Origin of the sequence: Bradyrhizobium diazoefficiens, assembly GCF_016616885.1 — a bacterium.
Lineage (GTDB): Bacteria > Pseudomonadota > Alphaproteobacteria > Rhizobiales > Xanthobacteraceae > Bradyrhizobium > Bradyrhizobium diazoefficiens_F.
On record NZ_CP067102.1, the window covers coordinates 4,253,814 to 4,275,490 of the forward strand.

At 64.8% G+C, this 21,677-nt stretch carries 20 protein-coding genes and 2 pseudogenes; 19 read left to right on the top strand and 3 right to left on the bottom strand.

The window, feature by feature from the left end; translation table 11 throughout:
• Positions 1-6 precede the first annotated feature (6 nt).
• The 11 genes and pseudogenes from argS to surE all read left to right on the top strand — a co-directional run bounded on the left by argS (position 7) and on the right by surE (position 10,284).
• Positions 7-1,803: an arginine--tRNA ligase gene (gene argS, locus JJC00_RS19825; protein ID WP_200467663.1), complete on the top strand. Its 1,797-nt coding sequence runs from the start codon at positions 7-9 to the stop codon at positions 1,801-1,803.
• 141 nt (positions 1,804-1,944) lie between these two features.
• Entirely contained in the window at positions 1,945-3,489 is a 1,545-nt protein-coding gene (locus JJC00_RS19830; RefSeq protein WP_200474169.1) for an SPOR domain-containing protein, read from the top strand.
• Positions 3,490-3,735: 246 nt separating this feature from the next.
• Positions 3,736-3,966: pseudogene (locus tag JJC00_RS38985) on the top strand (glycoside hydrolase family 3 N-terminal domain-containing protein); the annotation flags it as partial.
• 8 nt (positions 3,967-3,974) lie between these two features.
• Positions 3,975-4,814, top strand: a complete 840-nt coding sequence (locus tag JJC00_RS19840) for a segregation and condensation protein A (RefSeq protein ID WP_200467664.1) — start codon at positions 3,975-3,977, stop codon at positions 4,812-4,814.
• A 21-nt stretch (positions 4,815-4,835) separates the two neighbouring features.
• Positions 4,836-5,588, top strand: coding sequence for an SMC-Scp complex subunit ScpB (scpB, locus tag JJC00_RS19845; protein ID WP_200467665.1), 753 nt, complete (start codon positions 4,836-4,838; stop codon positions 5,586-5,588).
• Positions 5,589-5,756: 168 nt separating this feature from the next.
• Positions 5,757-5,990, top strand: a complete 234-nt coding sequence (locus tag JJC00_RS19850) for a twin-arginine translocase TatA/TatE family subunit (RefSeq protein ID WP_027529733.1) — start codon at positions 5,757-5,759, stop codon at positions 5,988-5,990.
• A gap of 88 nt (positions 5,991-6,078) precedes the next feature.
• Positions 6,079-6,597: a Sec-independent protein translocase protein TatB gene (tatB, locus tag JJC00_RS19855; RefSeq protein ID WP_200467666.1), complete on the top strand. Its 519-nt coding sequence runs from the start codon at positions 6,079-6,081 to the stop codon at positions 6,595-6,597.
• Entirely contained in the window at positions 6,594-7,406 is an 813-nt protein-coding gene (gene tatC, locus JJC00_RS19860; protein WP_200467667.1) for a twin-arginine translocase subunit TatC, read from the top strand. Before tatB ends, tatC begins: the two co-directional genes overlap by 4 nt.
• A 197-nt stretch (positions 7,407-7,603) precedes the next feature.
• Positions 7,604-8,935 carry a serine--tRNA ligase gene (gene serS / locus JJC00_RS19865; protein ID WP_200467668.1) on the top strand — a complete coding sequence of 444 codons (1,332 nt, stop codon included), beginning with the start codon at positions 7,604-7,606 and terminating at the stop codon, positions 8,933-8,935.
• A gap of 95 nt (positions 8,936-9,030) precedes the next feature.
• Positions 9,031-9,418 (top strand): annotated as a pseudogene (locus JJC00_RS19870) (hypothetical protein).
• 98 nt (positions 9,419-9,516) lie between these two features.
• A complete protein-coding gene (surE, locus tag JJC00_RS19875) occupies positions 9,517-10,284 on the top strand; it encodes a 5'/3'-nucleotidase SurE (protein WP_200467669.1) in 768 nt (255 codons plus the stop codon).
• Positions 10,285-10,287: 3 nt separating this feature from the next.
• Here surE and JJC00_RS19880 read toward each other — a convergent pair whose 3' ends face one another.
• Positions 10,288-10,659 carry a response regulator gene (locus JJC00_RS19880; protein WP_200467670.1) on the bottom strand — a complete coding sequence of 124 codons (372 nt, stop codon included), beginning with the start codon at positions 10,657-10,659 and terminating at the stop codon, positions 10,288-10,290.
• 241 nt (positions 10,660-10,900) lie between these two features.
• On the opposite strand from JJC00_RS19880, the gene JJC00_RS19885 reads away from it, so the two are divergent.
• Positions 10,901-11,551, top strand: coding sequence for a protein-L-isoaspartate(D-aspartate) O-methyltransferase (locus JJC00_RS19885; RefSeq protein WP_200467671.1), 651 nt, complete (start codon positions 10,901-10,903; stop codon positions 11,549-11,551).
• Positions 11,552-11,660: 109 nt separating this feature from the next.
• Positions 11,661-13,052 carry a LysM peptidoglycan-binding domain-containing M23 family metallopeptidase gene (locus JJC00_RS19890; RefSeq protein ID WP_200467672.1) on the top strand — a complete coding sequence of 464 codons (1,392 nt, stop codon included), beginning with the start codon at positions 11,661-11,663 and terminating at the stop codon, positions 13,050-13,052.
• Between the two features lie 169 nt (positions 13,053-13,221).
• On the opposite strand, the gene JJC00_RS19895 is transcribed toward JJC00_RS19890, so the two are convergent.
• Complete coding sequence (locus JJC00_RS19895; RefSeq protein ID WP_200467673.1) at positions 13,222-14,202, bottom strand: ATP-binding protein; 981 nt, start codon at positions 14,200-14,202, stop codon at positions 13,222-13,224.
• A gap of 180 nt (positions 14,203-14,382) precedes the next feature.
• On the opposite strand from JJC00_RS19895, the gene yajC reads away from it, so the two are divergent.
• The 6 genes from yajC to JJC00_RS19925 all read left to right on the top strand — a co-directional run bounded on the left by yajC (position 14,383) and on the right by JJC00_RS19925 (position 20,036).
• Complete coding sequence (gene yajC / locus JJC00_RS19900) at positions 14,383-14,751, top strand: preprotein translocase subunit YajC (protein WP_148753779.1); 369 nt, start codon at positions 14,383-14,385, stop codon at positions 14,749-14,751.
• Positions 14,752-14,813: 62 nt separating this feature from the next.
• Positions 14,814-16,412 (top strand): protein translocase subunit SecD, encoded by a 1,599-nt coding sequence (gene secD, locus JJC00_RS19905; protein WP_200467674.1) that lies wholly within the window; start codon positions 14,814-14,816, stop codon positions 16,410-16,412.
• Positions 16,413-16,422: 10 nt separating this feature from the next.
• Entirely contained in the window at positions 16,423-17,442 is a 1,020-nt protein-coding gene (secF, locus tag JJC00_RS19910; RefSeq protein ID WP_200467675.1) for a protein translocase subunit SecF, read from the top strand.
• Positions 17,443-17,502: 60 nt separating this feature from the next.
• Complete coding sequence (locus JJC00_RS19915) at positions 17,503-17,886, top strand: Mth938-like domain-containing protein (protein WP_200467676.1); 384 nt, start codon at positions 17,503-17,505, stop codon at positions 17,884-17,886.
• On the top strand, positions 17,883-18,746 hold the full coding sequence (locus tag JJC00_RS19920; protein WP_200467677.1) for a phytoene/squalene synthase family protein: 864 nt from the start codon (positions 17,883-17,885) through the stop codon (positions 18,744-18,746). The genes JJC00_RS19915 and JJC00_RS19920 overlap by 4 nt, the downstream gene beginning before the upstream one ends.
• 45 nt (positions 18,747-18,791) lie before the next feature.
• Positions 18,792-20,036: a threonine ammonia-lyase gene (locus JJC00_RS19925; protein ID WP_200467678.1), complete on the top strand. Its 1,245-nt coding sequence runs from the start codon at positions 18,792-18,794 to the stop codon at positions 20,034-20,036.
• A gap of 12 nt (positions 20,037-20,048) precedes the next feature.
• On the opposite strand, the gene JJC00_RS19930 is transcribed toward JJC00_RS19925, so the two are convergent.
• Positions 20,049-21,590, bottom strand: coding sequence for a winged helix-turn-helix domain-containing protein (locus JJC00_RS19930; protein ID WP_200467679.1), 1,542 nt, complete (start codon positions 21,588-21,590; stop codon positions 20,049-20,051).
• Between the last annotated feature and the right edge of the window lie 87 nt (positions 21,591-21,677).

Sequence of the window (21,677 nt, forward strand, 5' to 3'; positions counted from 1 at the left end):
GCGCCCATGCCCGACACATCCTCTGCACCGCATTTGTTCGCCGACGTGCTCGCACGCGTGCACGCCGCCTGCCGGGCGCTCGCAGCGGAAGCCAGCTGGCCCGAGGGCATCGATTTCTCGCGCGTGGTCGTCGAGCCGCCGCGCGATGCGACCCATGGTGACATGGCGACCAACGCCGCCATGGTGCTTGCGAAAGAGGCAAAGGCAAAGCCTCGTGACCTCGCCGAGCGGATCGCCGAGCGGCTTCGCACGGATGCGCTGATCGCCAAGGTCGACGTCGCCGGTCCCGGCTTCATCAATCTGTCGCTGAAGCCCGCCGCCTGGGCCGAGGCGCTGCGGACGGTGCTGCGCGAGGGCGCCGATTACGGCCGCGTCCGCGGCGGCTCCAAGGTCAACGTCGAATACGTCTCCGCCAATCCGACCGGGCCGATGCATGTCGGCCATTGCCGCGGCGCCGTGTTCGGTGACGCGCTGGCAAGCCTGCTTCAGTTCGGCGGCCACGACGTCACCCGCGAATATTACATCAACGATGCCGGCGCTCAGGTCGATGTGCTCGCGCGTTCCGCCTTTCTCAGGTACCGCGAGGCGCTTGGCGAGGACATCGGTGCGATCCCTGAAGGCCTCTATCCCGGCGACTACCTGAAGCCGGTGGGTGCAGCGCTGGCGAAGGAGTACGGCGACAAGCTGCTCGCGATGAGCGAGGCGCAATGGCTGCCGACGGTGCGGGCCAAGGCGATCGCGATGATGATGGACGAGATCAAGGACGATCTCGCCGCGCTCAACATCCGCCACGACGTGTTCTTCTCGGAGCGCTCGCTGATCGAGACCGGCAACAATAACAATAAGGTCGCCGAAACCATCGATTTCCTGAAGGCCAAGGGCGACATCTATGAAGGCCGCCTGCCGCCGCCGAAGGGCGCGCCGGTCGAGGACTGGGAAGACCGCGAACAGCTGCTTTTCAAGGCGACCGCCTACGGCGACGACGTCGATCGTCCGCTGATCAAGTCGGACAATTCCTATACCTATTTCGCCTCCGACATCGCCTACCACAAGAACAAGTTCGACCGTGGTTTTGCGGAGATGATCGATGTCTGGGGCGCAGATCATGGCGGCTACATCAAGCGCATGCAGGCGGCGGTGAAGGCGACGACCTCCGGCATGGGCGCGCTCGACGTCAAGATTGTCCAGCTCGTAAAACTGCTGCGCAATGGCGAGCCTGTGAAAATGTCCAAGCGGAGCGGGGACTTCGTCACCTTGCGTGAGGTGGTGGATGAAGTCGGCCAGGACGCCGTCCGCTTCATGATGCTCTACCGCAAGAACGACGCGGTGCTCGACTTCGACCTCGCCAAGGTCATGGAGCAGTCGCGCGACAACCCGGTGTTCTACGTTCAATACGGCCACGCCCGCGGCCACTCGATCTTCCGCAACGCGCGGACCGAAGTGTTCCCGGAACTGCCGGGGGACTCGGGCAAGAGGATCGCCTGGCTCAGCGAGTCGGCCGTGGAACGGCTGTCCGACCCGGTGGAACTCGATCTTCTCAAGCGCCTCGCAATTTATCCGCGCATGCTGGAAGCCGCCGCCGCAGCGCACGAGCCGCACCGTATTGCCTTTTATCTCTATGACTTAGCGAGCGAATTTCACGCACTTTGGACGAAGGGGCGCGATTTGCCCTATTTACGCTTCATTATCAATAATGATGCAGATCTAACGAAGGCGCGACTGGCCATGGTCCAGGGCGTCGTCTCTGTCCTGGCATCGGGCCTCGCCATCCTCGGCGTCCATGCTCCGGACGAGATGCGGTAGTTTGGGGCGAACTACTTAAGGGGAATATTGGGGGGTACCGGCAGAAGCCGGATCGCTTAGACTTGGTTGAAAGCCTTGTGGGTCGAAAGCCGTGCCTTGGTCGAGGGGCGCGCGGCTTTCCCGAAGGGACGCATCATCACGATGGCCGAACGATATCAGAACAGACCGTTTCCCTCCGATGACTATGGTCGCGGTGGCGATCAGCATGGCAAGGCGGAGAACGATCCCTTGGCCGAGCTCGCCCGCCTGATCGGACAGACCGATCCGTTCGCAGCGCAAGGTCGTCCAGGTGCGCAGCCGGCAGCAACGCCAGCTTATCAGGACGACAGTTATTCGCAGGACGGCTATCAGCAGGATTACGCCGAGCAGGCCGCCGCGCCTCAACCGGGTCCGCCGTCATGGATGCGGCGCGCCAACGTGCAACCGCAGCCGGCGTCCGAGCCTGACTACCCCGTCGCCGTGAATCCCGTTCATCCGCTGCATCGCTATTCAGCCCAGCCGGCTGCGCCGGAGCCTGAGTTTCAACAGCCGCAGGCCTATCAGGACCGCGCCTACCAGGATCAGACTTACCAGCATCAGGCCTACCAGCATCCGGAGCAGGCCCAGGAGCAAGCCTACGAGGCGCCGTACGAGCAGCCCGATCCGGCGCGCTACGACGACGCGCTCTACGGGCGGCTGGAGTCGGGTGAGCAGGATTTTCAGCGAGAGCCGGCCTATCCGGACGATCCTTACGCGTTCCAGAGCGATTATCCCGAGGCCGATCTCGACGAGCCCAGGAAGTCGCGCGGCGGCATGATGACCGTCGCCGCGATCCTCGCGCTGGCCGTGGTCGGAACTGGCGCTGCCTTCGCCTACAAGACCTATATCGGATCGCCCCGCAGCGGCGAGCCGCCGATCATCAAGGCCGACAACACGCCGACCAAGATCGTGCCGGCGCCGTCGGATTCGTCGGCCAAGGTGCCCGACCGCATGGTGAGCGGTGACGGCAGCGAGAAGATCGTGCCGCGCGAGGAAGCGCCCGTCGACGTCAACGCCAAGGCGGCTGGTCCGCGCGTGGTGTTTCCGCCGCTGAACCCAAATGCGAATCCGCCGCCGGTTGCGAGCGTGTCGCCGTCCGCCATTCCGCCGTCGAATGCCGGTCCGACCCCGAGCAACGGGACGATGCCGAACGCCGCGCCGCGCTCGATCAAGACCGTGGCTGTCAAGGGCGACCAGACCGACAGCGCCGTGCCACAGGCCGCCGCACAGTCAGCGGCCAAGCCGGCCGCGCCGCCGAAGCCGGTCGCCGCACCGGCTCCGCCGCGTACGCCGCCGACCTCGGCCAATGCCAGCGCCAACCAGCCGCTCTCGCTGGCGCCGCAAGCCGAACCGCCGCAGCGTATGGCCGCGAACAATCCGACCCAAATTGCACCCGCGCCCAGTGGCGGTGGCGGCTTCGTCGTGCAGGTTTCCTCGCAGCAGAGCGAGGATAGTGCCGCCGCGTCCTACCGGGTGCTGCAGAGCAAATATGGCAGCGTCCTCGGCGGCCGCTCGCCGGTTATCAAGCGCGTCGATCTGACCGATAAGGGCAAAGGTATCGTCTACCGCGCCTTCGCCGGACCGTATGGCTCGGCGGACGAGGCGGTGCAGGCCTGCAACAATCTGAAGTCGGCTGGCCTGCCGTCCTGCTTCGTCCAGAGGAATTAGCGGCCGTTTCCTTGACCCTCTCCCGGGGCGGGGTTAATCGGCCCTATGAGCACGCGGGCCTTCGATACCGGCGTATCCGGAACGGAACTGACCGCCGCCGAGCGGACGTTTGGCCGCGCCCAATGCCCATGGGACTTCAATCCCTTCAGGCGTAGCATCGAAGTTTCCACGCAAGTCACGGTGCTGCTTAGGGAATTGACGGTCACGAGGGTCGCCGCGGCCAATCTCGGCGGTCTCAGCATTCCCGTGGATGGCGCTGCCGATCCCGCCCATCCGGTGACGACTTCTGCGACAATGATTGCTCGGGTGATTCGCCGCGCAATCGGGTTCCAGGGTTTGTTAATGAGTGATGACGTGTCGATGAACGCGCTGGCGGGAGGCATCGCCGAGCGAATTCGCGCCATGTTCGCGGCCGGCTGCGACACGACGCGCCACAGCAATGACAATGCGGAACTGGACGCATTGACCGCAACCACGGCATCCGCATGACCGCAGAAATCCTATCGTTTGAAACCGGGCGGCCCGCAGAGCTGGCCGAGGGCGAGCCGGCGTTGGTGGTTGACGTCGAGGGCTATGAAGGCCCGCTCGACCTTCTGCTCGCGCTGGCGCGGCAGCAGAAGGTCGATCTTGCCAAGATCTCGATCCTGGCGCTGGCGGACCAGTACCTTCACTTCATCGAAGCTGCGCGAAAGATCCGGCTTGAGCTTGCCGCGGACTATCTCGTCATGGCGGCCTGGCTGGCCTTCCTGAAGTCGCGCCTGCTGCTGCCGGAGCCGCCGAGTGCGGAGGGTCCGAGCGCCGAGGAAATGGCAACTGCGCTCGCCAACCGGCTGCGCCGCCTGGAAGCCATTCGCGAAGCCGCCAACCGGCTGATGAACAGGCCGCAGCTACAGCGGGACATCTTCCCGCGCGGCGAGCCGGAGCAGATCGCCGAGATCCGGCATCCGAAATATACCGCGACGCTGTACGACCTGCTCACGGCCTATGCCTCGCAGCGCCAGTCGCGCGTGCTGGCGAGCGTGCATCTGGCCAAGCGCACGGTGTGGTCGCTGGCCGAGGCGCGCGCCACGCTGGAGCGGCTGGTCGGGAGCATCACCGAGCAGGACGATTGGGGCGTGCTCGACGATTTCCTGATCCGTCACGTCGCCGACCCGACGCAGCGCGCGACGGTGTTCGCCTCGAGCTTCGCCGCCGCGCTCGAGCTGGTGCGTGAAGGTCAGCTCGAGCTGAACCAGAAACAGGCGTTTGCGCCCATCTATTTCCGGAAAGGGCGCCCGAAACCGGTCGTGGACGCAGCTCCTGCGCCCGATGCGCCGGTCGGTTAAGTGCAAGAAGGAGAAGCTGCCATGGCAAGCCTGGCTGAAGTGCGGGTAGAAGAGGCCGAGCCGATGGAGAACGAATCCCAGGCACGTCCCGAAGAATTGCGGCTGCTGGAAGCGCTGCTGTTTGCTTCGAATGAACCACTGGACACGGCGACGCTCGCCAAGCGCATGCCCGAGGGCGTCGACGTCAAGGCTGCGCTCGAGCAACTCCAGGCCGACTACGCCTTGCGCGGCGTGAACCTGGTGCGGGTCGCCAACAAATGGACGTTCCGCACGGCCGGCGATCTCGCCTGGCTGATGACGCGCGAGAGCACCGAGACCCGCCGCTTGTCGCGTGCGGCGATCGAGGTGCTGGCGATCATCGCCTACCACCAGCCGGTAACACGGGCCGAGATCGAAGAGATCCGCGGCGTGGTGACCTCCAAGGGCACGCTCGACGTGCTGCTGGAGACCGGCTGGATCAAGCCGCGCGGCCGTCGCAAGACGCCCGGCCGCCCGCTGACCTTCGGAACCACCGAGGACTTCCTGTCGCAGTTCACCCTGGAACAGCTTGGCGATCTGCCGGGCCTGGAAGAGCTGAAGGGCACAGGTCTGCTGGATTCGCGCCTGCCGACCGGCTTCAGCGTGCCGACGCCGTCGGATGACCCGCAGCTGCGCGAGGACGAGGATCCGCTGGAACCGGGCGAGGACCTCGATCTGACACTGGCGCCGGCGGTCGAGCCCGAAACACCGCCGGAAGGCGGCAATGAGGGCGGCGAGGGCAGAAGCGAGGAGTGATCCTGCGGCCCTTTGGCGGATCCCCTGCGACCAGTTAACACTAGGCAAGATTACGTAGCGCCAACAGCGAATTGGCGCTGCCTTGGTCCTTGTTTTTGAGGCCTGCGAAGCCTACGTTTCGGTCAAGATCGGCCGGGTCCCGGCCATGCGCGTTTGGAGGGTTGCAGGATGGGTTCGCTTAGCATTTGGCACTGGATCTTGGTGATCGCAGTGGTCCTGCTGCTGTTCGGCCGCGGCAAGATTTCGGATCTGATGGGCGACGTGGCGCAGGGCATCAAGGCCTTCAAGAAGGGCATGCAGGACGACGACAAGCCCGCCGAGAAGCAGGAGCCCTCGAAGTCCATCGAGCACAATGCCGCGCCGACCGCGGCGCGATCCGACGTCGGCAGCAAGGCCGTCTGAGCCAGGAGCACGCGAGACGCGGGAAACGGACCCGATCCTGCGCGTGAGGGATTGGGCCGGTCGTGGCTTCGCGTGAACGGAAGACGTCATGTTCGACATCGGGTGGAGTGAGCTGGTTTTGATCGGGGTCGTGGCCCTGGTCGCCATTGGCCCGAAAGAGCTGCCGGGCGTGCTGCGCATGGTCGGCCACTGGATGGGCAAGGCCCGCAAGATGGCCGCCGAATTCCAGGGGCAGTTCCAGGAAGCCATGCGCGAGGCCGAGATGGCCGACCTCAAGAAGAGCTTTGACGAGGTCAAGGAAGCTGCTTCCGGCTTGACCGGCGGCGGTCTGATGACCTCGCTGCAGAAGGACGTCAGCGACGCACTACGCGTCGATGCGCTCGACAAGCCGGCCGAGGCGTCGACCGCGATGACTGTTGTCGAGCCACCGGCAAGTCCGACCACGCCTGAAGCGCCGACTCCGGAAACGTTCGTGGAAGCCGAGGCGCATGCGGCCGTGAACGAGCCGCTCGCCATCACCCGTGAGGTCGAGCAGATACCGGTTGCGCAGGACACTGTTACACAGGACACCGCGCCCGAAGCGATCAAGGACGCCAAAGCGTCATGAGCGACGCCGATATCGAGGCCAGCAAAGCCCCGCTGATGGACCATTTGATCGAGCTGCGGTCGCGGCTGATCAAGGCGCTGCTCGGATTCGGCCTGGCCTTCATCTTCTGCTTCTTCTTCGCCAAGCAGATCTACAACGTGCTGGTCTGGCCGTTCGTGTGGGTCGCAGGCGCCGACAATTCGAAATTCATCTATACGGCGCTGCTGGAATATTTCATCACCCAGCTCAAGCTCGCGCTCTTCGGTGCCGGCTTCATCTCGTTCCCGATCGTCGCCACCCAGATCTACAAGTTCGTGGCGCCCGGCCTCTATAAGCATGAGAAGCAGGCCTTCCTGCCATATCTGGTCGCAACCCCGTTCTTCTTCGTGCTGGGCGCGGCGCTGGTCTATTTCGTCGTGCTGCCGATGCTGGTGCGCTTCTCGCTCGGCATGCAGCAGGCCGGCAGCGACGAGACCGCGCAGATTCAGCTTCTGCCCAAGGTCGGCGAATATTTGTCGCTGATGATGTCGCTGATCTTCGCCTTCGGCATCGCCTTCCAGCTGCCGGTGATCCTGACGCTGCTCGGGCGGATCGGCATCATCACGTCAAAGATGCTGCGTGAAAAACGCCGCTATTTCATCGTGCTCGCCTTCATCATCGCGGCCGTCCTGACGCCGCCGGACATCCTCAGCCAGTGCTCGCTTGCGATTCCCCTGCTCGCGCTCTACGAGGGCTCGATCATCGCAGTCTCGATGGTGGAGAAGAAGGCCGCCGCCTCGCAGGCATCCTCGACCACCGGCGCCTCGTCGGACGCCAACCCGGCCGAGTAGGGGCCGCACGCTCGGTGTCATTCCCCGCGGAAGCGGGGAATCCAGTACGCCGCGGCCTATCGAGGAATCACTGGCGCCTCTGGAATACTGGATCATCCGCCTTCGCGGATGATGACAGCTGTGCTAGGTGGACAAACCATTTGCATGAATGCAAATCCCGGATTTGCAGGTTTGCACACTGCCTTAGGACCGCCGCCATGCACGACATCAAATCGATCCGCGACAATCCGCAAGCTTTCGACGCCGGCCTTGCCCGGCGGGGTCTGAAGCCGCTGTCGGCGTCGCTGCTCGCGATCGATGAGCGTCGGCGGGCGTCGATCTTGGCTTCCGAGCAGGCACAGGCGCGGCGCAATGCGGCGTCCAAGGAAATCGGCGACGCCAAGAAGGCCAAGGACGAGGCGCGTGCCGCCAAGCTGATGGCCGAGGTTGCCGAGCTCAAGACCACGATGCCGGAGCTCGAGGCCGCGGCGAAGGCTGCAGACGAGGAGCTGACCAAAGAGCTGTCCGCGATCCCGAACATTCCGTTCGATGAAGTGCCCGACGGCGTCGATGAGCACGGCAATGTCCAGCACCACGTGTTCGGTGTCAGTCGCAACTACGGTTTTGCGCCGAAGCTGCATGACGATCTCGGCACCGCGCTCGGCTACATGGATTTCGAGGCGGCGGCAAAACTCTCCGGCGCGCGCTTCGTGGTGCTGAAGAAGGGGCTGGCGCGCCTTGAGCGCGCGATCGGGCAGTTCATGCTCGACCTGCACACGAATGAGCACGGCTACACCGAGATCAACCCGCCGCTCCTGGTGCGCAACGAGGTGATGTTCGGCACCGGCCAGTTGCCGAAGTTCGAGGACGACCAGTTCTGGGCGATCAAGGGCGAGCTTCTTGCGTCGCCCGATCATGAGCGGCTCAAGACCGAGCGCCTCGGTCTGATCCCGACGGCCGAAGTCTCGCTCACCAACCTCGCGCGCGAATCCATTCTCGACGAGAAGCAACTGCCGATGCGGCTTACCGCGCTGACGCCGTGCTTCCGTGCCGAAGCGGGCGCTGCGGGGCGCGACACCCGCGGCATGATCCGCCAGCATCAGTTCACCAAGGTCGAGCTGGTCTCGATCACGACGCCTGAAACCAGCAAGGACGAGCTGGAGCGGATGCTGTCCTGCGCCGAGCAGGTGCTGCAGAAGCTCGACCTGCATTATCGCGTCATGACGCTCTGCGCAGGGGATATGGGTTTTTCGTCGCAGAAAACCTATGACATCGAAGTATGGATGCCCGGGCAGGGCGAGAGCGGCATGTTCCGCGAAATCTCCAGCTGCTCGGTCTGCGGCGATTTCCAGGCGCGGCGGATGGATGCGCGCTCGCGGGGGCCGGACGGCAAGCCGCGCTTCGTGCACACGCTGAACGGCTCGGGCACGGCGGTCGGCCGCGCGCTGATCGCCGTCATGGAGACCTATCAGCAGGAGGACGGCTCGATTGCCGTCCCGAGCGTGCTTCAGCCTTATATGGGCGGGTTGAAGGTGGTCGCGCGCGAGTAAAGCGTGATTATACGATGTTGCGGCAGAACGTTTGGTTGCGAAGATCGGGCGGCCCGCTATCTTGATGGTGACCAGCGAACGCGAAATCACCGTCCATGGCCTTGCACCGCGACGTCTTCTGGGTCGGCCGACAATGGGCTGTGACCGGTACCGGCATCCAGGCCGTCGACCAGCGCTTGCGTGGCGTGCTGGACATCGACATCGCGCGGCTCTGGGACGACACGTATGTGCAAAGCCGGCGCGCCAAGCCGGGCGTCAATGTCGAGGATTTTGACAAAGCGGTGACGATCGCACGTGAGCGCTTTCCGGAGACACCCGTGTCGGCCCCGTTCATTGCGCAGCTGAAGGCGCTCGGTGCGATCGAGACACCCGTCATCAGCCCCAGTAGTACCGGCGATGCATCTGCGCGCGGAGGGCAAGCTCGCGCGCTTCCTGCCGCAATGGCGCGTCCGCGTGGGATCAATTGCTGCGCTGCGGCGATGAGCAGGGATTACGGGTGAGATCTGCGCCGAAGCCGGTTTGCCTGATCCGCCATAGCCGGATAAGACGGCCTGACCCCAGCTCAGGAATCGACCACCGGCATGCGCATTCTCTGTACCAATGACGACGGCATCCACGCTCCCGGCCTCAAGGTCGTGGAGGAGATCGCACGCGCGCTGTCCGACGATGTCTGGGTGGTGGCGCCTGAGCTCGATCAGTCCGGCGTGTCGCATTCGCTGTCGCTGAACGATCCCCTGCGCCTGCGCGACGTCGGGCCTCGGCACTTCGCGGTGCGCGGCACGCCGACCGACTGCGTCATCATGGGCGCGCGCCATATCCTCGGCGCCAAGCTGCCCGATGTCGTGCTCTCCGGCGTCAACAAGGGCCGCAACGTTGCAGAGGACGTGGTCTACTCCGGTACCATCGCCGGCGCGCTCGAAGGCACCATTCTGGGCATCCCGTCGTTCGCGCTGTCGCAGGAATTCAGCGTCGAGACGCGCGAGCGGCCGCCGTGGGACACCGCGCGCAAATTCGGTCCCGACATCCTGCGCAAGGTGATCAAGGCCGGCATCCCGAAGGACACCGTCATCAACGTCAACTTCCCGTCTTGCGCGCCGGAGGACGTGCTAGGCATTCGCGTCACGCGGCAGGGCAAGCGCAATCTCGGCTTCCTCAGGATCGACGAGCGCAGGGACGGCCGCAACAATCCCTATTTCTGGATCGGCTTCGAACGCGCAGCAATGATGGACACGCCGGCCGACGGCACCGATCTCGCGGCGCTGCGCGAGCGCTACGTCTCGGTCACGCCACTTCGGCTCGACCGCACCAATGAAGCGTTTTCCGAAGAGCTCAGCGCGACGCTCAAGTAGCGGCTAGCCGGCGCGAAGCGCGGCTTCGATGGTCTTGCCGAGTGCGTCGAGCTGAAACGGCTTCTGCAGCGCCGGCCGGTCGCGATATTGCTCGGGCAGGCCCGACGAGCCGTAGCCCGTGGCAAAGATGAAGGGGCAGCCCTTGTCCCTGATGAGATCGGCAACCGGCGAGATGACCTTGCCGTTGACGTTGACGTCGAGGATGGCGATATCGAACTCGGTGTCCTGGGCCAGCCGCAGGGCCTCGTTGATCTCGCCCGCTTCAGCCGCGACCTTGTAACCGAGCTCCTCCAGCATATCCGCGACCATCATTCTGATCATGACCTCGTCCTCGACGAGGAATACAGAGCGGCCCGAAAGCCCGGTCGCGGTCATTGTCGTTGAGTCCTTGCCCATCTCCGGAAAACGTTCGCAGATAACACGAATCGACGCAATGCGCGTTTCGGCCAGCGGGCGCCCGAAAATGGCGTTTGCGGCCGGCCCGCTGCAAGCCAATTTGTGGTCAAATACCGCAGCAAAAGGCTATCATAGGTTCCTGAGCAGGAACAGGATTCTTGCCCGGGCCTGAGCGACGCGTGCACCGATCCGGCCCTCTGACGAGACGATATAAGCAGCGATGACCTCCAATCAGCCCCCGCCGGAAAAGATGATGTTTCAGCTCACGCTGAGGCGTCGCGGCATCAGCGATCAAACCGTGCTGCGGACCATGGAGGAGGTGCCGCGCGACCTGTTCGTCGACGAGGCTGATCGCGATGGCGCCTACCGTGACAGCGCGCTGCCGATCGCCTGCGGACAGACCATCAGCCAGCCTTTCGTCGTCGCCTACATGACCGAGCAGCTTCAGCTCCAGAAGACCCACCGCGTGCTCGAGATCGGCGCAGGCTCCGGCTATCAGGCCGCCGTGCTGTCGAAGCTCGCGCGCGAGGTGCTGACGGTCGAGCGCTACCGCAAGCTCGCGGATGCTGCACGCGCCAGGCTCGAAAAGCTCGGCTGTCACAATGTCGAGGTGATGCTCGGCGACGGTCTCAATCTGCCGCCGAACATCGGCCCGTTCGACCGCATCATCGTCACCGCCGCAGTGGAGCAGATTCCGGAGAACCTGGTCGAGCGGCTCGAGGTCGGCGGCATCCTGATTGCGCCGGTCGGCCCGCATCAGGGCGTGCAGACGTTGATCCGGCTCAATCGGACCGAAGCCGGGATCGAACGCAAGGAACTCGTCGAGGTCCGTTTCGTGCCGGCGCTGCCTGGCGTGGCGCGGGAGCTGTAGAACTCCGGATCGGCAGTGCATCCAACATCTTATTGGGAGGGTTAAGCCGTTATTTACTCGGCGCGTGTTTACTTAAAAGACCAGTTCTGTTGCGTACGAGTGAGTAACCATGTCTGTTGTCGCCGAGTTGCTTTACTCGCGCCGCGTACCGCAGGTCGCGGTGCTGGCGCTAATTTCCTTCAGCTTCGCAGGGTGCAGTGCCGACATGCAGTCGCGCCTGTCCCAGTCGAACTTCTCCAATCCCTTCTCTGAATCGACCGGTTCGGTCCAGCAAGCCCCGCCGCCGCAGCGCGAGCTGCCGCAATATTCGCGGCCGCAGACTCAGCCCGGCTATTATCAATCCCAGGCCTTGCCGCCGCCTGCGGTCGCCGCGCCGCAATCCTACCCGGTTGCAGCGGGTGGGGGCGTCTCCGGAGGTGGTCGCGGGCTCGGCTCCTACACACCGCCGGCTCAGCCGCGTCTTGAAGCTACCGGCACCGTGCCGCCGCGCTCGGTCGCGGCCGCCCAGCCGGTCGGCGGGACCAAGATCATCGTCGGCACCAGCGACACGCTCGACGTGCTCGCCAAGCGCTATCACGTGACGCCGCAGGCGATCATGGCCGCCAACGGCTATAAGGGGCCACGCGCGCTCTCGCCCGGCCAGCAACTGGTCATTCCGCATCCCGGTGCAACGGCTGCTGCTCCGGCGCCGGTCATGGCTCCGGTTGCTGCTGCTCCGGCGATGGCGCCGAAGCCGGTTGCGGCCGTCGCCGCGCCGCCGAGCAGTCACTTCGTCAATCGCGGCGATACGCTCGCCAGCATCACCCGCAAGAACCATATCTCCGCGGCCGAGCTCGCGCGCGCCAACGGTCTCGCACCGTCGGCAAAACTCAAGCTCGGCACCAAGCTGACCGTGCCTGGCGCCAAGACCGCAGCGGTTGCCGCTCCGCTTGCTCCGGCGCCGGTTGCCGCGGCCCCCGTGGCGGCTGCGCTGCAGCCGGTTGCGGCCGCTCCCGCGCCGACCACCAAGATGGCCGCTGTTGCCCAGCCGGCGCAGAGCGCGCGCCTGGCCCAGGCCACCACCAATATCGAAGAGAAAGCCGTCGAGACGCCGGCGAAAGCGGCGGAGACCACCAGCTCGCTGCCGACCTTCCGCTGGCCGGTGCGCGGCAAGGTGATCACGAGCTACGGCGCCAAGACCAACGGCAAGTCCAATGACGGCATCAATGTCGCGGTGCCCGAGGGGACGCCGGTCAAGGCGGCTGAAGACGGTGTGGTTGCCTATTCCGGCAACGAGCTGAAGGGCTACGGCAATCTGGTCCTGGTTCGGCACTCCAACGGCTACGTCACCGCATATGCCCATGCGAGTGAGCTGTTGGTGAAGCGCGGCGATCCAATCAAGCGCGGTCAGGTCATTGCCAAGTCGGGTCAATCCGGGGAGGTGGCGTCGCCGCAGCTCCACTTCGAGATCCGTAAGGGATCGAGCCCGGTTGACCCGCTTCAATTTCTGAACGGGGCGTGAGGCTCACGCTTCGGTCGGGTAGACTCCGTCCACATACGAGCTGTCATCGTCCGCGAAGGCGGACGATCCAGTATTCCAGAGACGGTCATTGTTGAGCCGATAGGCCGCGGCGCACTGGATTCCCCGCCTTCGCGGGGAATGACATTTGTGGGTGAAGCGAGACCGCCCCTTACGTCGCCGTCAGCTTCACGCCGAGCCGTCCTGCCAGCTCCTGCACGAACTGCCAGGCGACGCGGCCTGAGCGCGAGCCGCGCGTCGTCGACCATTCCAGCGCCTCGCGCTCCAGCGCCTCATCGTCGACCTTGATGCCGAAATGGTTGCAATAGCCGCGCACCATGGCGAGATACTCGTCCTGGCTGCAGCGGTGGAAGCCGAGCCACAGGCCGAAGCGGTCCGACAGCGAAACCTTCTCTTCGACCGCTTCGCCGGGATTAATTGCGGTCGAGCGCTCGTTCTCGATCATCTCGCGCGCGAGCAGATGGCGTCGGTTGGAGGTGGCGTAGAGGATGACGTTCTCGGGCCGGCCCTCGATGCCGCCTTCGAGCACGGCCTTGAGCGACTTGTAGGACGCATCATTGCCGTCGAAGGAGAGGTCGTCGCAGAACACGATGAAGCGGAAGGACGAGGCGCGCAGTTGCTCCATCAGCGCCGGCAGGCTCTCGATGTCCTCGCGATGGATCTCGATCAGCTTCAGTTTATCGGCGGGTTTGCGGTCGCCGTTGATGCTGGCGTGGGCGGCTTTCACGAGCGAGGACTTGCCCATGCCGCGCGCGCCCCAGAGCAGGGCGTTGTTGGCGGGCAGGCCGTTGGCGAACCGCTCGCTGTTCTCCATCAGGATGTCGCGCATCCGGTCGACGCCCTTGAGCAGGAACAGCTCGACGCGGCTGACCCGCAGCACCGCAGCAAGGCGGCCGTCGGGGTGCCAGACATAGGCGTCCGCCTGTTTGAACGACTCGCGCGCAACAGCCGGCTTGCCCTGGGCGGCGAGGTGCACCGCGATGGTCTCCAGCGCGCGGACGATGCGGTCCTGGGACAGGCCCGGGTCCGCCTTTGAGACCGCCTTGGGGCGTTTTGCCGCGACCTGGGCGGGCTTCGTGGCAGGGGTGCGGGGGCCTTTGCCGGCCGGGCTTTTGCTTGGTTTTTTGGGCATGTCCGAAGTTCCTGAGAATGCAGCCTTATCGGGCCTGACGGCGCGCCGCAAGGTGGCCAAATCGACGGTCTGGCAGCGTTGCAATTGGGGCGGTGGCCGCTATAGTCCGCGCGAATTTGACCGAACCGGTCGCCTTCAGGGCCTGACCGGTTTTCCCCCGTTTCCACGAGGATCGTCCGAATGTTCATTACCCCTGCGTATGCCCAGGCTGCGGGCGCCGGTGACACCAACAGCATGTTGATGTCGCTGCTGCCGTTCGCCCTGATCTTCGTGATCATGTACTTCCTGATTCTGCGTCCACAGCAGAAGAAGGTGAAGGATCACGCCGAGCTCGTGAAGAACATCCGCCGCGGCGACACCGTCGTGACCTCGGGCGGTCTGGTCGGCAAGGTCACCAAGGTGGTCGATGACGATCAGATCGAGTTCGAGATTTCCGACGGCGTGCGCGTGCGCCAGATGCGGTCGATGATTTCGGGCGTGCGCGCCAAGGGCGAGCCGGCCAAGGACAGCGCGAAGGAAAGCGCCAAGGACGACGCCGCGGCGAAGTGAGCGCGTCCGCGAGTCTTTATAATAAGTTTCCTGCAAATCTCCTGATCTGACAGGTCCAGTCGATGTTGTATTTCACGCGGTGGAGGGCGCTCGGGATTATCCTGATAGCGCTGGTCGTGTGCCTCTGCGCGGTCCCGAACTTCTTCCCCGAAGCGCAGGTCAAGACCTGGCCCGCCTGGGCGCAGCGCCGGCTCGTGCTCGGCCTCGACCTTCAGGGTGGCTCCTATCTGCTGCTCGAGGTCGATGCCAACTACGTCAAGAAGGAAAAGCTCGACCAGGTCCGCGACGACGTCCGTCGCTCGCTGCGCGAGGCCAAAATCGGCTATACTGGCCTCGTGACCCGCGGCGACACCGTCGAGGTCCGGGTCAAGGATACCGATCACCAGGCTGCGCTGACCAAGCTGCGTGACCTCTCACAACCGATCGGCGGCCTGCTCGGGTCGAGCGCCCAGCGCGATCTCGACATATCCGATGCCGGCGGCGGGTTGATCCGCCTGGCACTGTCGCAGCCAGCAATGGTCGAGCGCATGCGCAAGACCATCGAGCAGTCGATCCAGATCGTCGAGCGGCGCGTCAACGAGCTCGGCACCGTCGAGCCGGTGATCCAGCGCCAGGGCACGGACCGCATCCTGGTGCAGGTCCCGGGCCTTCAGGACCCGACGCATCTGAAAGAGCTGCTCGGCAAGACCGCGAAGATGGAATTCCGCATGGTCGACACCTCGGTGCCGCCGGACCAGGCGCAGCGTGGCGGACTGCCGCCGGATTCCGAGCTGCTGATGAGCCAGAGCTCGCCGAAGGTGCCCTACGTCGTCAAGAAGCAGGTGCTGGTGTCGGGCGGCGAGCTCACCGATGCGCAGACCGGATTTGACCAGCGCACCAACGAGCCGATCGTCTCGTTCCGCTTCAACTCCACCGGCGCCCGCAAATTCGCGCAGGCCACGCAGGAGAATGTGGGTCTGCCGTTCGCGATCGTGCTCGACAACGAGGTGATCTCGGCACCGGTGATCCGCGAGCCCATCACGGGCGGGCAGGGGCAGATTTCGGGCAATTTCACCGTTCAGTCCGCCAACGATCTGGCCGTGCTGCTGCGCGCCGGCGCGCTGCCGGCGCCGCTCACGGTGGTCGAAGAGCGCACCGTCGGTCCGGGCCTCGGCCAGGATTCGATCGAGAAGGGCGAGCTTGCGGCCTATGTCGGCTCGATCATGGTCATCGTGTTCATGCTCTTGACCTACCGGCTGTTCGGCGTGTTCGCCAACATCGCGGTGACGATCAACGTCGCCATGATCTTCGGCCTGTTGTCGCTGCTCAACGCCACGCTGACGCTGCCCGGCATCGCCGGCATCGTGCTCACCGTCGGCATCGCGGTCGATAGCAACGTGCTGATCTATGAGCGTATCCGCGAGGAGTTGCGCGGCGGCCGCAACGCGATCTCGGCGATCGACGCCGGTTTCAAGCGGGCGCTTGCGACCATCCTCGATTCCAATATCACCACCTTCATTGCCGCCGCGGTGCTGTTCTATATCGGCACCGGCCCGGTGCGCGGCTTCGCCGTGACGCTGGGCATCGGCATCATCACCACGGTGTTCACCGCCTTCACGCTGACCCGGCTGATCGTGGCCGGGTGGGTGCGGTGGAAGCGGCCGCAGAGCGTGCCGATCTAGGAGCCTGACCGTGACTCACATTGTTCTCATCGGGCTCGGTATCCTGATCACAGTCCTCACCGTGGTCTCGGTGTTCGGCTGGCTGCCGTCGCTGCGCATCGTCCCTGATGATACGCATTTCGACTTCACGCGCTTCCGTCGCATCAGCTTCCCGATCTCGGCGGCGCTGTCGATTGTCGCCATCACGCTGTTCTTCACCCACGGCCTGAATTTCGGCATCGACTTCCGCGGCGGCACGCTGCTGGAGGTGCGGGCCAAGTCCGGCACCGCCGACATCGCGGCGATGCGCACGACACTGGATGGTCTGCGCCTGGGCGAAGTCCAGATCCAGCAAATCGGCGGTCCGGCGGACGTCCTGATCCGTGTCGCGGAGCAGCCGGGCGGCGACGCCGCGCAGCAGGGAGCCGTGCAGAAGGTCCGCACGGCACTCGGCGATTCCTTCGAATATCGCCGCGTCGAAGTGGTCGGTCCGCGCGTTTCCGGCGAGTTGCTGGCCTTCGGCATGCTCGGCCTGATGCTCGCGATCGTCTCGATCCTGATCTACCTCTGGTTCCGGTTCGAATGGCAGTTCGCGCTCGGCGCCATGATCGCCAACGTGCACGATATCGTGTTGACCATCGGCTTCATGTCGATCAGCCAGGTCGATTTCGACTTGACCAGCATCGCGGCGCTTCTGACCATTCTCGGTTATTCGCTCAACGATACCGTCGTCATCTATGACCGCATCCGTGAAATGCTGCGGCGCTACAAGAAGATGCCGATGCCGCAGCTGCTGAACGAGTCCATCAACTCGACGCTGTCGCGTTCGATCATCACCCATTTCACCGTGACGCTGGCGCTGCTCGCCCTGCTGCTGTTCGGCGGTCACGCCATCCACAGCTTCACGGCCGTCATGATGTTCGGCGTGGTGCTGGTCGGCACCTATACTTCGATCTTCATCGCAGCGCCGATCCTGATCTATCTCGGCGTCGGCGAGCATCGCGAAGATGCGAGAGAAGAGGCTCCGCCGGCGAAGAAAAACAAGGCATGATCCGAACCGCAGGCCCTCGCATGAGTTTGCGAAGGCAGTCAGCTCATTCGGACGAAGCTCATGGCCGGCGACCCCAACGCTCCCCATTTCCCGCGCTCGGCGCCAATCGAGGCCTATGGCAAGGGCGGTTTTGCCTTCGCCGGCATGTCGCACCGGGGCTCGCTGCTGTGCCTGCCTGATGCGATCTGGGCCTGGGACGTGACCGATCCAGGCAAGATCGACCGCTATTCGCTGGATCGGGTTTTCGCGGCCGCCAACAGCATCGACACGCTGCTGGTCGGGACCGGAACCGGCGTCTGGCTGCCGCCGCCGGAACTGCGCCAGGCGCTGAAGGCGGTGAGGGTGGTGCTGGACACCATGCAAACCGGGCCGGCCGTGCGCACCTACAACATCATGATCGGCGAGCGGCGCCGCGTCGCGGCTGCGCTGATTGCGGTGCCATGAGCCGCGCTGCGCCGCCGCCCGACACCGTGACATTCTGCGCCGACCTCGTGCGTAGCCACGACTTTCCACGCTACGCCGCGACCCTGTTCGCGCCCGCCGCCGAACGGCGGGCGCTGCTGGCGCTCTACGCCTTCAATGTCGAGATCGTCCGGGTCCGCGACCAGGTGAGCCAGCCCTTGCCCGGCGAAATCCGCTTTCAATGGTGGACCGATCTGTTCTCGGGCCTTGTCCACGGCAGCGCCGAGGGCAATCCCGTGGCGGCCGAGCTGTTGCGCGCGATCCGCGATTTTGATCTGCCGGTCGAACCGTTGTCGCTGCTCGTCGACGAGCATCAGTTCGATCTCTACAACGATCCGATGCCGACCATGACGGCGCTTGAGGGCTATCTGGCGGCGACCTGTTCGGCCTTGTTCGCGCTCGCGGCGCGGATCATGGGCGAAGCTTCGGATGCGAGCGAGCACCTCGCGCGGCATGCCGGGCTGGCGCAGGGCATCGCGCAAGTGATCGCGAACCTGCCGCGGGACTCGGCCCATCGACAATTGTTCCTGCCGCAGCAATTCCTGACCAGCCATGGCTGTGGCATCGAGGATGCGTTTGCCGGCAAGCAGACGCCCAATCTGGATGCCGTGCTGGACCAGCTCATGGGCGAAGCGCGGCAGCATCTGGCGACGGCCTCGTCGCTGCTGGCGCAGGTGCCGCCGTCGGCGCGGGCCGCCTTCCTGCCGGTGAGCCAGGTGGGCGCCGATCTCAATCGCCTGTCTCGGCCGGGGCGCAATCCCTTCGCGCCGCAGCCGGTGTCGCGGTTGCGCACGCTATGGACGCTGTGGCGGGCTTCACGATCCCGCGAATTTACCAAATAGCGGTTGGCTTATCGCCCGAGGCGGCCAAATGCTCTATGCTGTCCCATGGCCGAATTGTCCCAAACCGCAATCCCGGATCTGAGCGGCCTCCCGGTCGCACCTGGCGATATTCAAGCTGCTGCCGAGACCATCCGCGGTGCCGTGGTCGAGACGCCCTGCAACCACAGCCGGACGCTGAGCAACATTTGCGGCTGCGAGCTCTGGCTCAAATTCGAGAACCTCCAGTTCACCTCTTCGTTCAAGGAGCGTGGCGCGCTGAACCGGCTCACGGCGCTGACGCCGGAGGAGCGTGCGCGCGGCGTCGTCGCCATGTCGGCGGGCAATCACGCGCAGGGCGTGGCCTATCACGCCAGGCGGCTCGGCATTCCCGCCACGATCGTCATGCCGGTGGGCACGCCGATGGTGAAGGTCGAGAACACCAGACATCATGGTGCCGAGGTGATTGTCACCGGCGCGACGCTGGAGGAGGCGGCTGCGTTTGCCCGAAGTCACGGCGAAGCCTGCGGCATGATCTTCGTCCACCCCTATGACGATCCGCTGGTCATTGCGGGGCAGGGCACGGTCGGGCTGGAGATGCTCAAGGCGGTGCCCGAGCTTGACACGCTGGTGGTTCCGATCGGCGGCGGTGGGCTGATCAGCGGCATCGCCATTGCGGCGAAATCGATCAAGCCGTCGCTGCGGATTTTGGGCGTCGAGGCCTGGCTCTATCCTTCGATGTACAATGCCATCCACGGCGGCACTTTGCCCGCACGCGGCGATACGCTCGCCGAAGGCATCGCGGTCAAATCGCCGGGCAAGATCACCACTGAGATCGTCCGCAGCCTGGTCGACGACATCGCGCTCGTCAACGAAGCCGAGCTCGAGCGTGCGGTCGCAACCCTGATCTCGATCGAGAAGACGGTCGTCGAGGGCGCCGGCGCCGCCGGCCTTGCGGCGGTCATGTCTGATCCCACGCGCTTCGCCGGCGAGAAGGTTGGCCTGGTCCTGAGCGGCGGCAACATCGACACCAGGCTGATCGCCTCGGTGCTGACGCGCGAGCTCGCGCGTGAGGGGCGGCTGACGCAGCTCTCGCTCGATATTCCTGACAGGCCGGGCCAGTTGGCCGCGGTTGCCGCGCTGCTGGCGGAAGCCGGTGCCAACATCATCGAGGTCTCACATCAACGGACCTTCTCGGACCTGCCGGCCAAGGCGACGCTGCTGCAACTCGTCATCGAGACCCGCGACAGCGCGCATCTCGACGAGGTCATGGCCAAGCTCGGCGCATCCGGACTGAGCGCGCGCTGCACCTAAGGGGGTGTAACCTTACTCCGGCAGCCCGGCGGTCCGAAGCGCCTCACCAAGCGACGCTGCCAACGCCGGAGCGCAGTTGACGCCCTGGAACTGACGGCCGTAGCGGAAGGTCGGGTGCAACTCCAGCACCCGGGCCGCGGCCGTTCTCGCCTCCTGCAATCGGCCCAGCTTTGCGAGCGCCGCGGCCAGTTGCACGTGGGTGATGCTGTGGCGGGGATTGGCCTGAACGGCGCGGTAAGCGGCGCGACAAGCCTCCTCGTACCGGCCGCGGTGGAAATGCCCCATCGCCTGCGCGTCGAAGGCGGCGAAGGCCCAGGAGTCGAACGGGCTGAGTCGCATGCCGCGCTCGCTCCATTCGATGGCGCGCTCGGCATCGCCGCCCCAACCTAGCATGACGCTGCCGAGGATGTAAGTCAGTGCCGATGAGGGGCTGATCGCGAGCGCGGCGTCGAGTGCGGTGAATGCCGCGGAGCGGTCGTGCCCATCCATGCCGATCGAAAAGCCCGCCAGCGTGAGGGCAAGAGCATCATCCTGCCCGTGGGCAACGGCCGAACGCGCGTGTCGGATCGAGTCTGCCCGGCTGGCCTCCCGCAAACCAGCGCGAAGGAACAGGCAATGATGGCACATCGCAGCATTGCCGTGCGCCAGTGCATAGGAGGGCTCGAGCGCGATCGCACGTTCGAGCAATATCAGCGCCTGCGTCACCTGCTCCGGCATGCCGGAATCAACATCCGGCTGGGCACGCAGGACGAGGTCATAGGCATCGAGGCTATCGGGTCGCTTACGCTTGACCCTGTTGATTTCGGCGCGGCGCAGGCTTGGTGCGATGGCGCCTACGACGGACATGGCAATATCGTCCTGAAGTGCGAAAATATCTGCGGACTGGCGGTCGTAGCGCTCGGCCCATACATGCATGCCGGTCGACGCGTCGATCAGCTGCCCCGTGATGCGCGCATTGCCGCCGGTCCTCCGGACGCTGCCTTCCAGCACGTAGCGCACACCGAGCTCGCGGCCGACCTGTTTCACGTCGCCCGCTCGGCCCTTGTACGTGAATGTGGAGTTTCGCGCGATCACGAACAGCCAGTTGATGCGGGACAGGCCGGTGATGATGTCGTCGACCATTCCGTCGGCAAAATAGACCTGCTCCGCATCGCCGCCCAGGTTCGCAAAGGGCAACACCGCGATTGATGGTCTGTCGGGCAACGTCAGCGATGGCGCGGATGAGCGGTCCGTGTCGGATGCCGTGACCGCCGGGCCGACATAGCGATAGCCGCGTCGTGGCAGTGTCTCGATCCATTGTGCCTCTGCGGAGACGTCCGCCAGCGTGCGCCGGACAGCCGCGATCTGGACAGTGAGGTTACTGTCTTCGATCATCTGGGCGGGCCATGCCGCCTCGATCAGGGCATCTTTGGATACCGGCATGCCGGCGCGCCGCACCAGCAGGGCCAGCAACAACACTGCGCGCCGGCCGAGCGGGGTCGGCTCGGCCCCGCGGAAAAGAATCCCTGCATCGGCGTCGAGGCGGAAGGGACCAAATTCAAGGATCGCGGCCATCGCCAAAGAAGGCACATTTCGCAGGTTTTTTGCAATGTTTTCCGCACTGTTTCGCTACTTCGCGGCGCAGGCGGACCATGATGGTGC

Coding starts and splice junctions, on each gene's coding strand:
- argS (WP_200467663.1), top strand. CDS start 7: ATGCCCGACACATCCTCTGCACCGCATTTGTTCGCCGACGTGCTCGCA.
- JJC00_RS19830 (WP_200474169.1), top strand. CDS start 1,945: ATGGCCGAACGATATCAGAACAGACCGTTTCCCTCCGATGACTATGGT.
- JJC00_RS19840 (WP_200467664.1), top strand. CDS start 3,975: ATGACCGCAGAAATCCTATCGTTTGAAACCGGGCGGCCCGCAGAGCTG.
- scpB (WP_200467665.1), top strand. CDS start 4,836: ATGGCAAGCCTGGCTGAAGTGCGGGTAGAAGAGGCCGAGCCGATGGAG.
- JJC00_RS19850 (WP_027529733.1), top strand. CDS start 5,757: ATGGGTTCGCTTAGCATTTGGCACTGGATCTTGGTGATCGCAGTGGTC.
- tatB (WP_200467666.1), top strand. CDS start 6,079: ATGTTCGACATCGGGTGGAGTGAGCTGGTTTTGATCGGGGTCGTGGCC.
- tatC (WP_200467667.1), top strand. CDS start 6,594: ATGAGCGACGCCGATATCGAGGCCAGCAAAGCCCCGCTGATGGACCAT.
- serS (WP_200467668.1), top strand. CDS start 7,604: ATGCACGACATCAAATCGATCCGCGACAATCCGCAAGCTTTCGACGCC.
- surE (WP_200467669.1), top strand. CDS start 9,517: ATGCGCATTCTCTGTACCAATGACGACGGCATCCACGCTCCCGGCCTC.
- JJC00_RS19880 (WP_200467670.1), bottom strand. CDS start 10,659: ATGACCGCGACCGGGCTTTCGGGCCGCTCTGTATTCCTCGTCGAGGAC.
- JJC00_RS19885 (WP_200467671.1), top strand. CDS start 10,901: ATGACCTCCAATCAGCCCCCGCCGGAAAAGATGATGTTTCAGCTCACG.
- JJC00_RS19890 (WP_200467672.1), top strand. CDS start 11,661: ATGTCTGTTGTCGCCGAGTTGCTTTACTCGCGCCGCGTACCGCAGGTC.
- JJC00_RS19895 (WP_200467673.1), bottom strand. CDS start 14,202: ATGCCCAAAAAACCAAGCAAAAGCCCGGCCGGCAAAGGCCCCCGCACC.
- yajC (WP_148753779.1), top strand. CDS start 14,383: ATGTTCATTACCCCTGCGTATGCCCAGGCTGCGGGCGCCGGTGACACC.
- secD (WP_200467674.1), top strand. CDS start 14,814: ATGTTGTATTTCACGCGGTGGAGGGCGCTCGGGATTATCCTGATAGCG.
- JJC00_RS19915 (WP_200467676.1), top strand. CDS start 17,503: ATGGCCGGCGACCCCAACGCTCCCCATTTCCCGCGCTCGGCGCCAATC.
- JJC00_RS19920 (WP_200467677.1), top strand. CDS start 17,883: ATGAGCCGCGCTGCGCCGCCGCCCGACACCGTGACATTCTGCGCCGAC.
- JJC00_RS19925 (WP_200467678.1), top strand. CDS start 18,792: ATGGCCGAATTGTCCCAAACCGCAATCCCGGATCTGAGCGGCCTCCCG.
- JJC00_RS19930 (WP_200467679.1), bottom strand. CDS start 21,590: ATGGCCGCGATCCTTGAATTTGGTCCCTTCCGCCTCGACGCCGATGCA.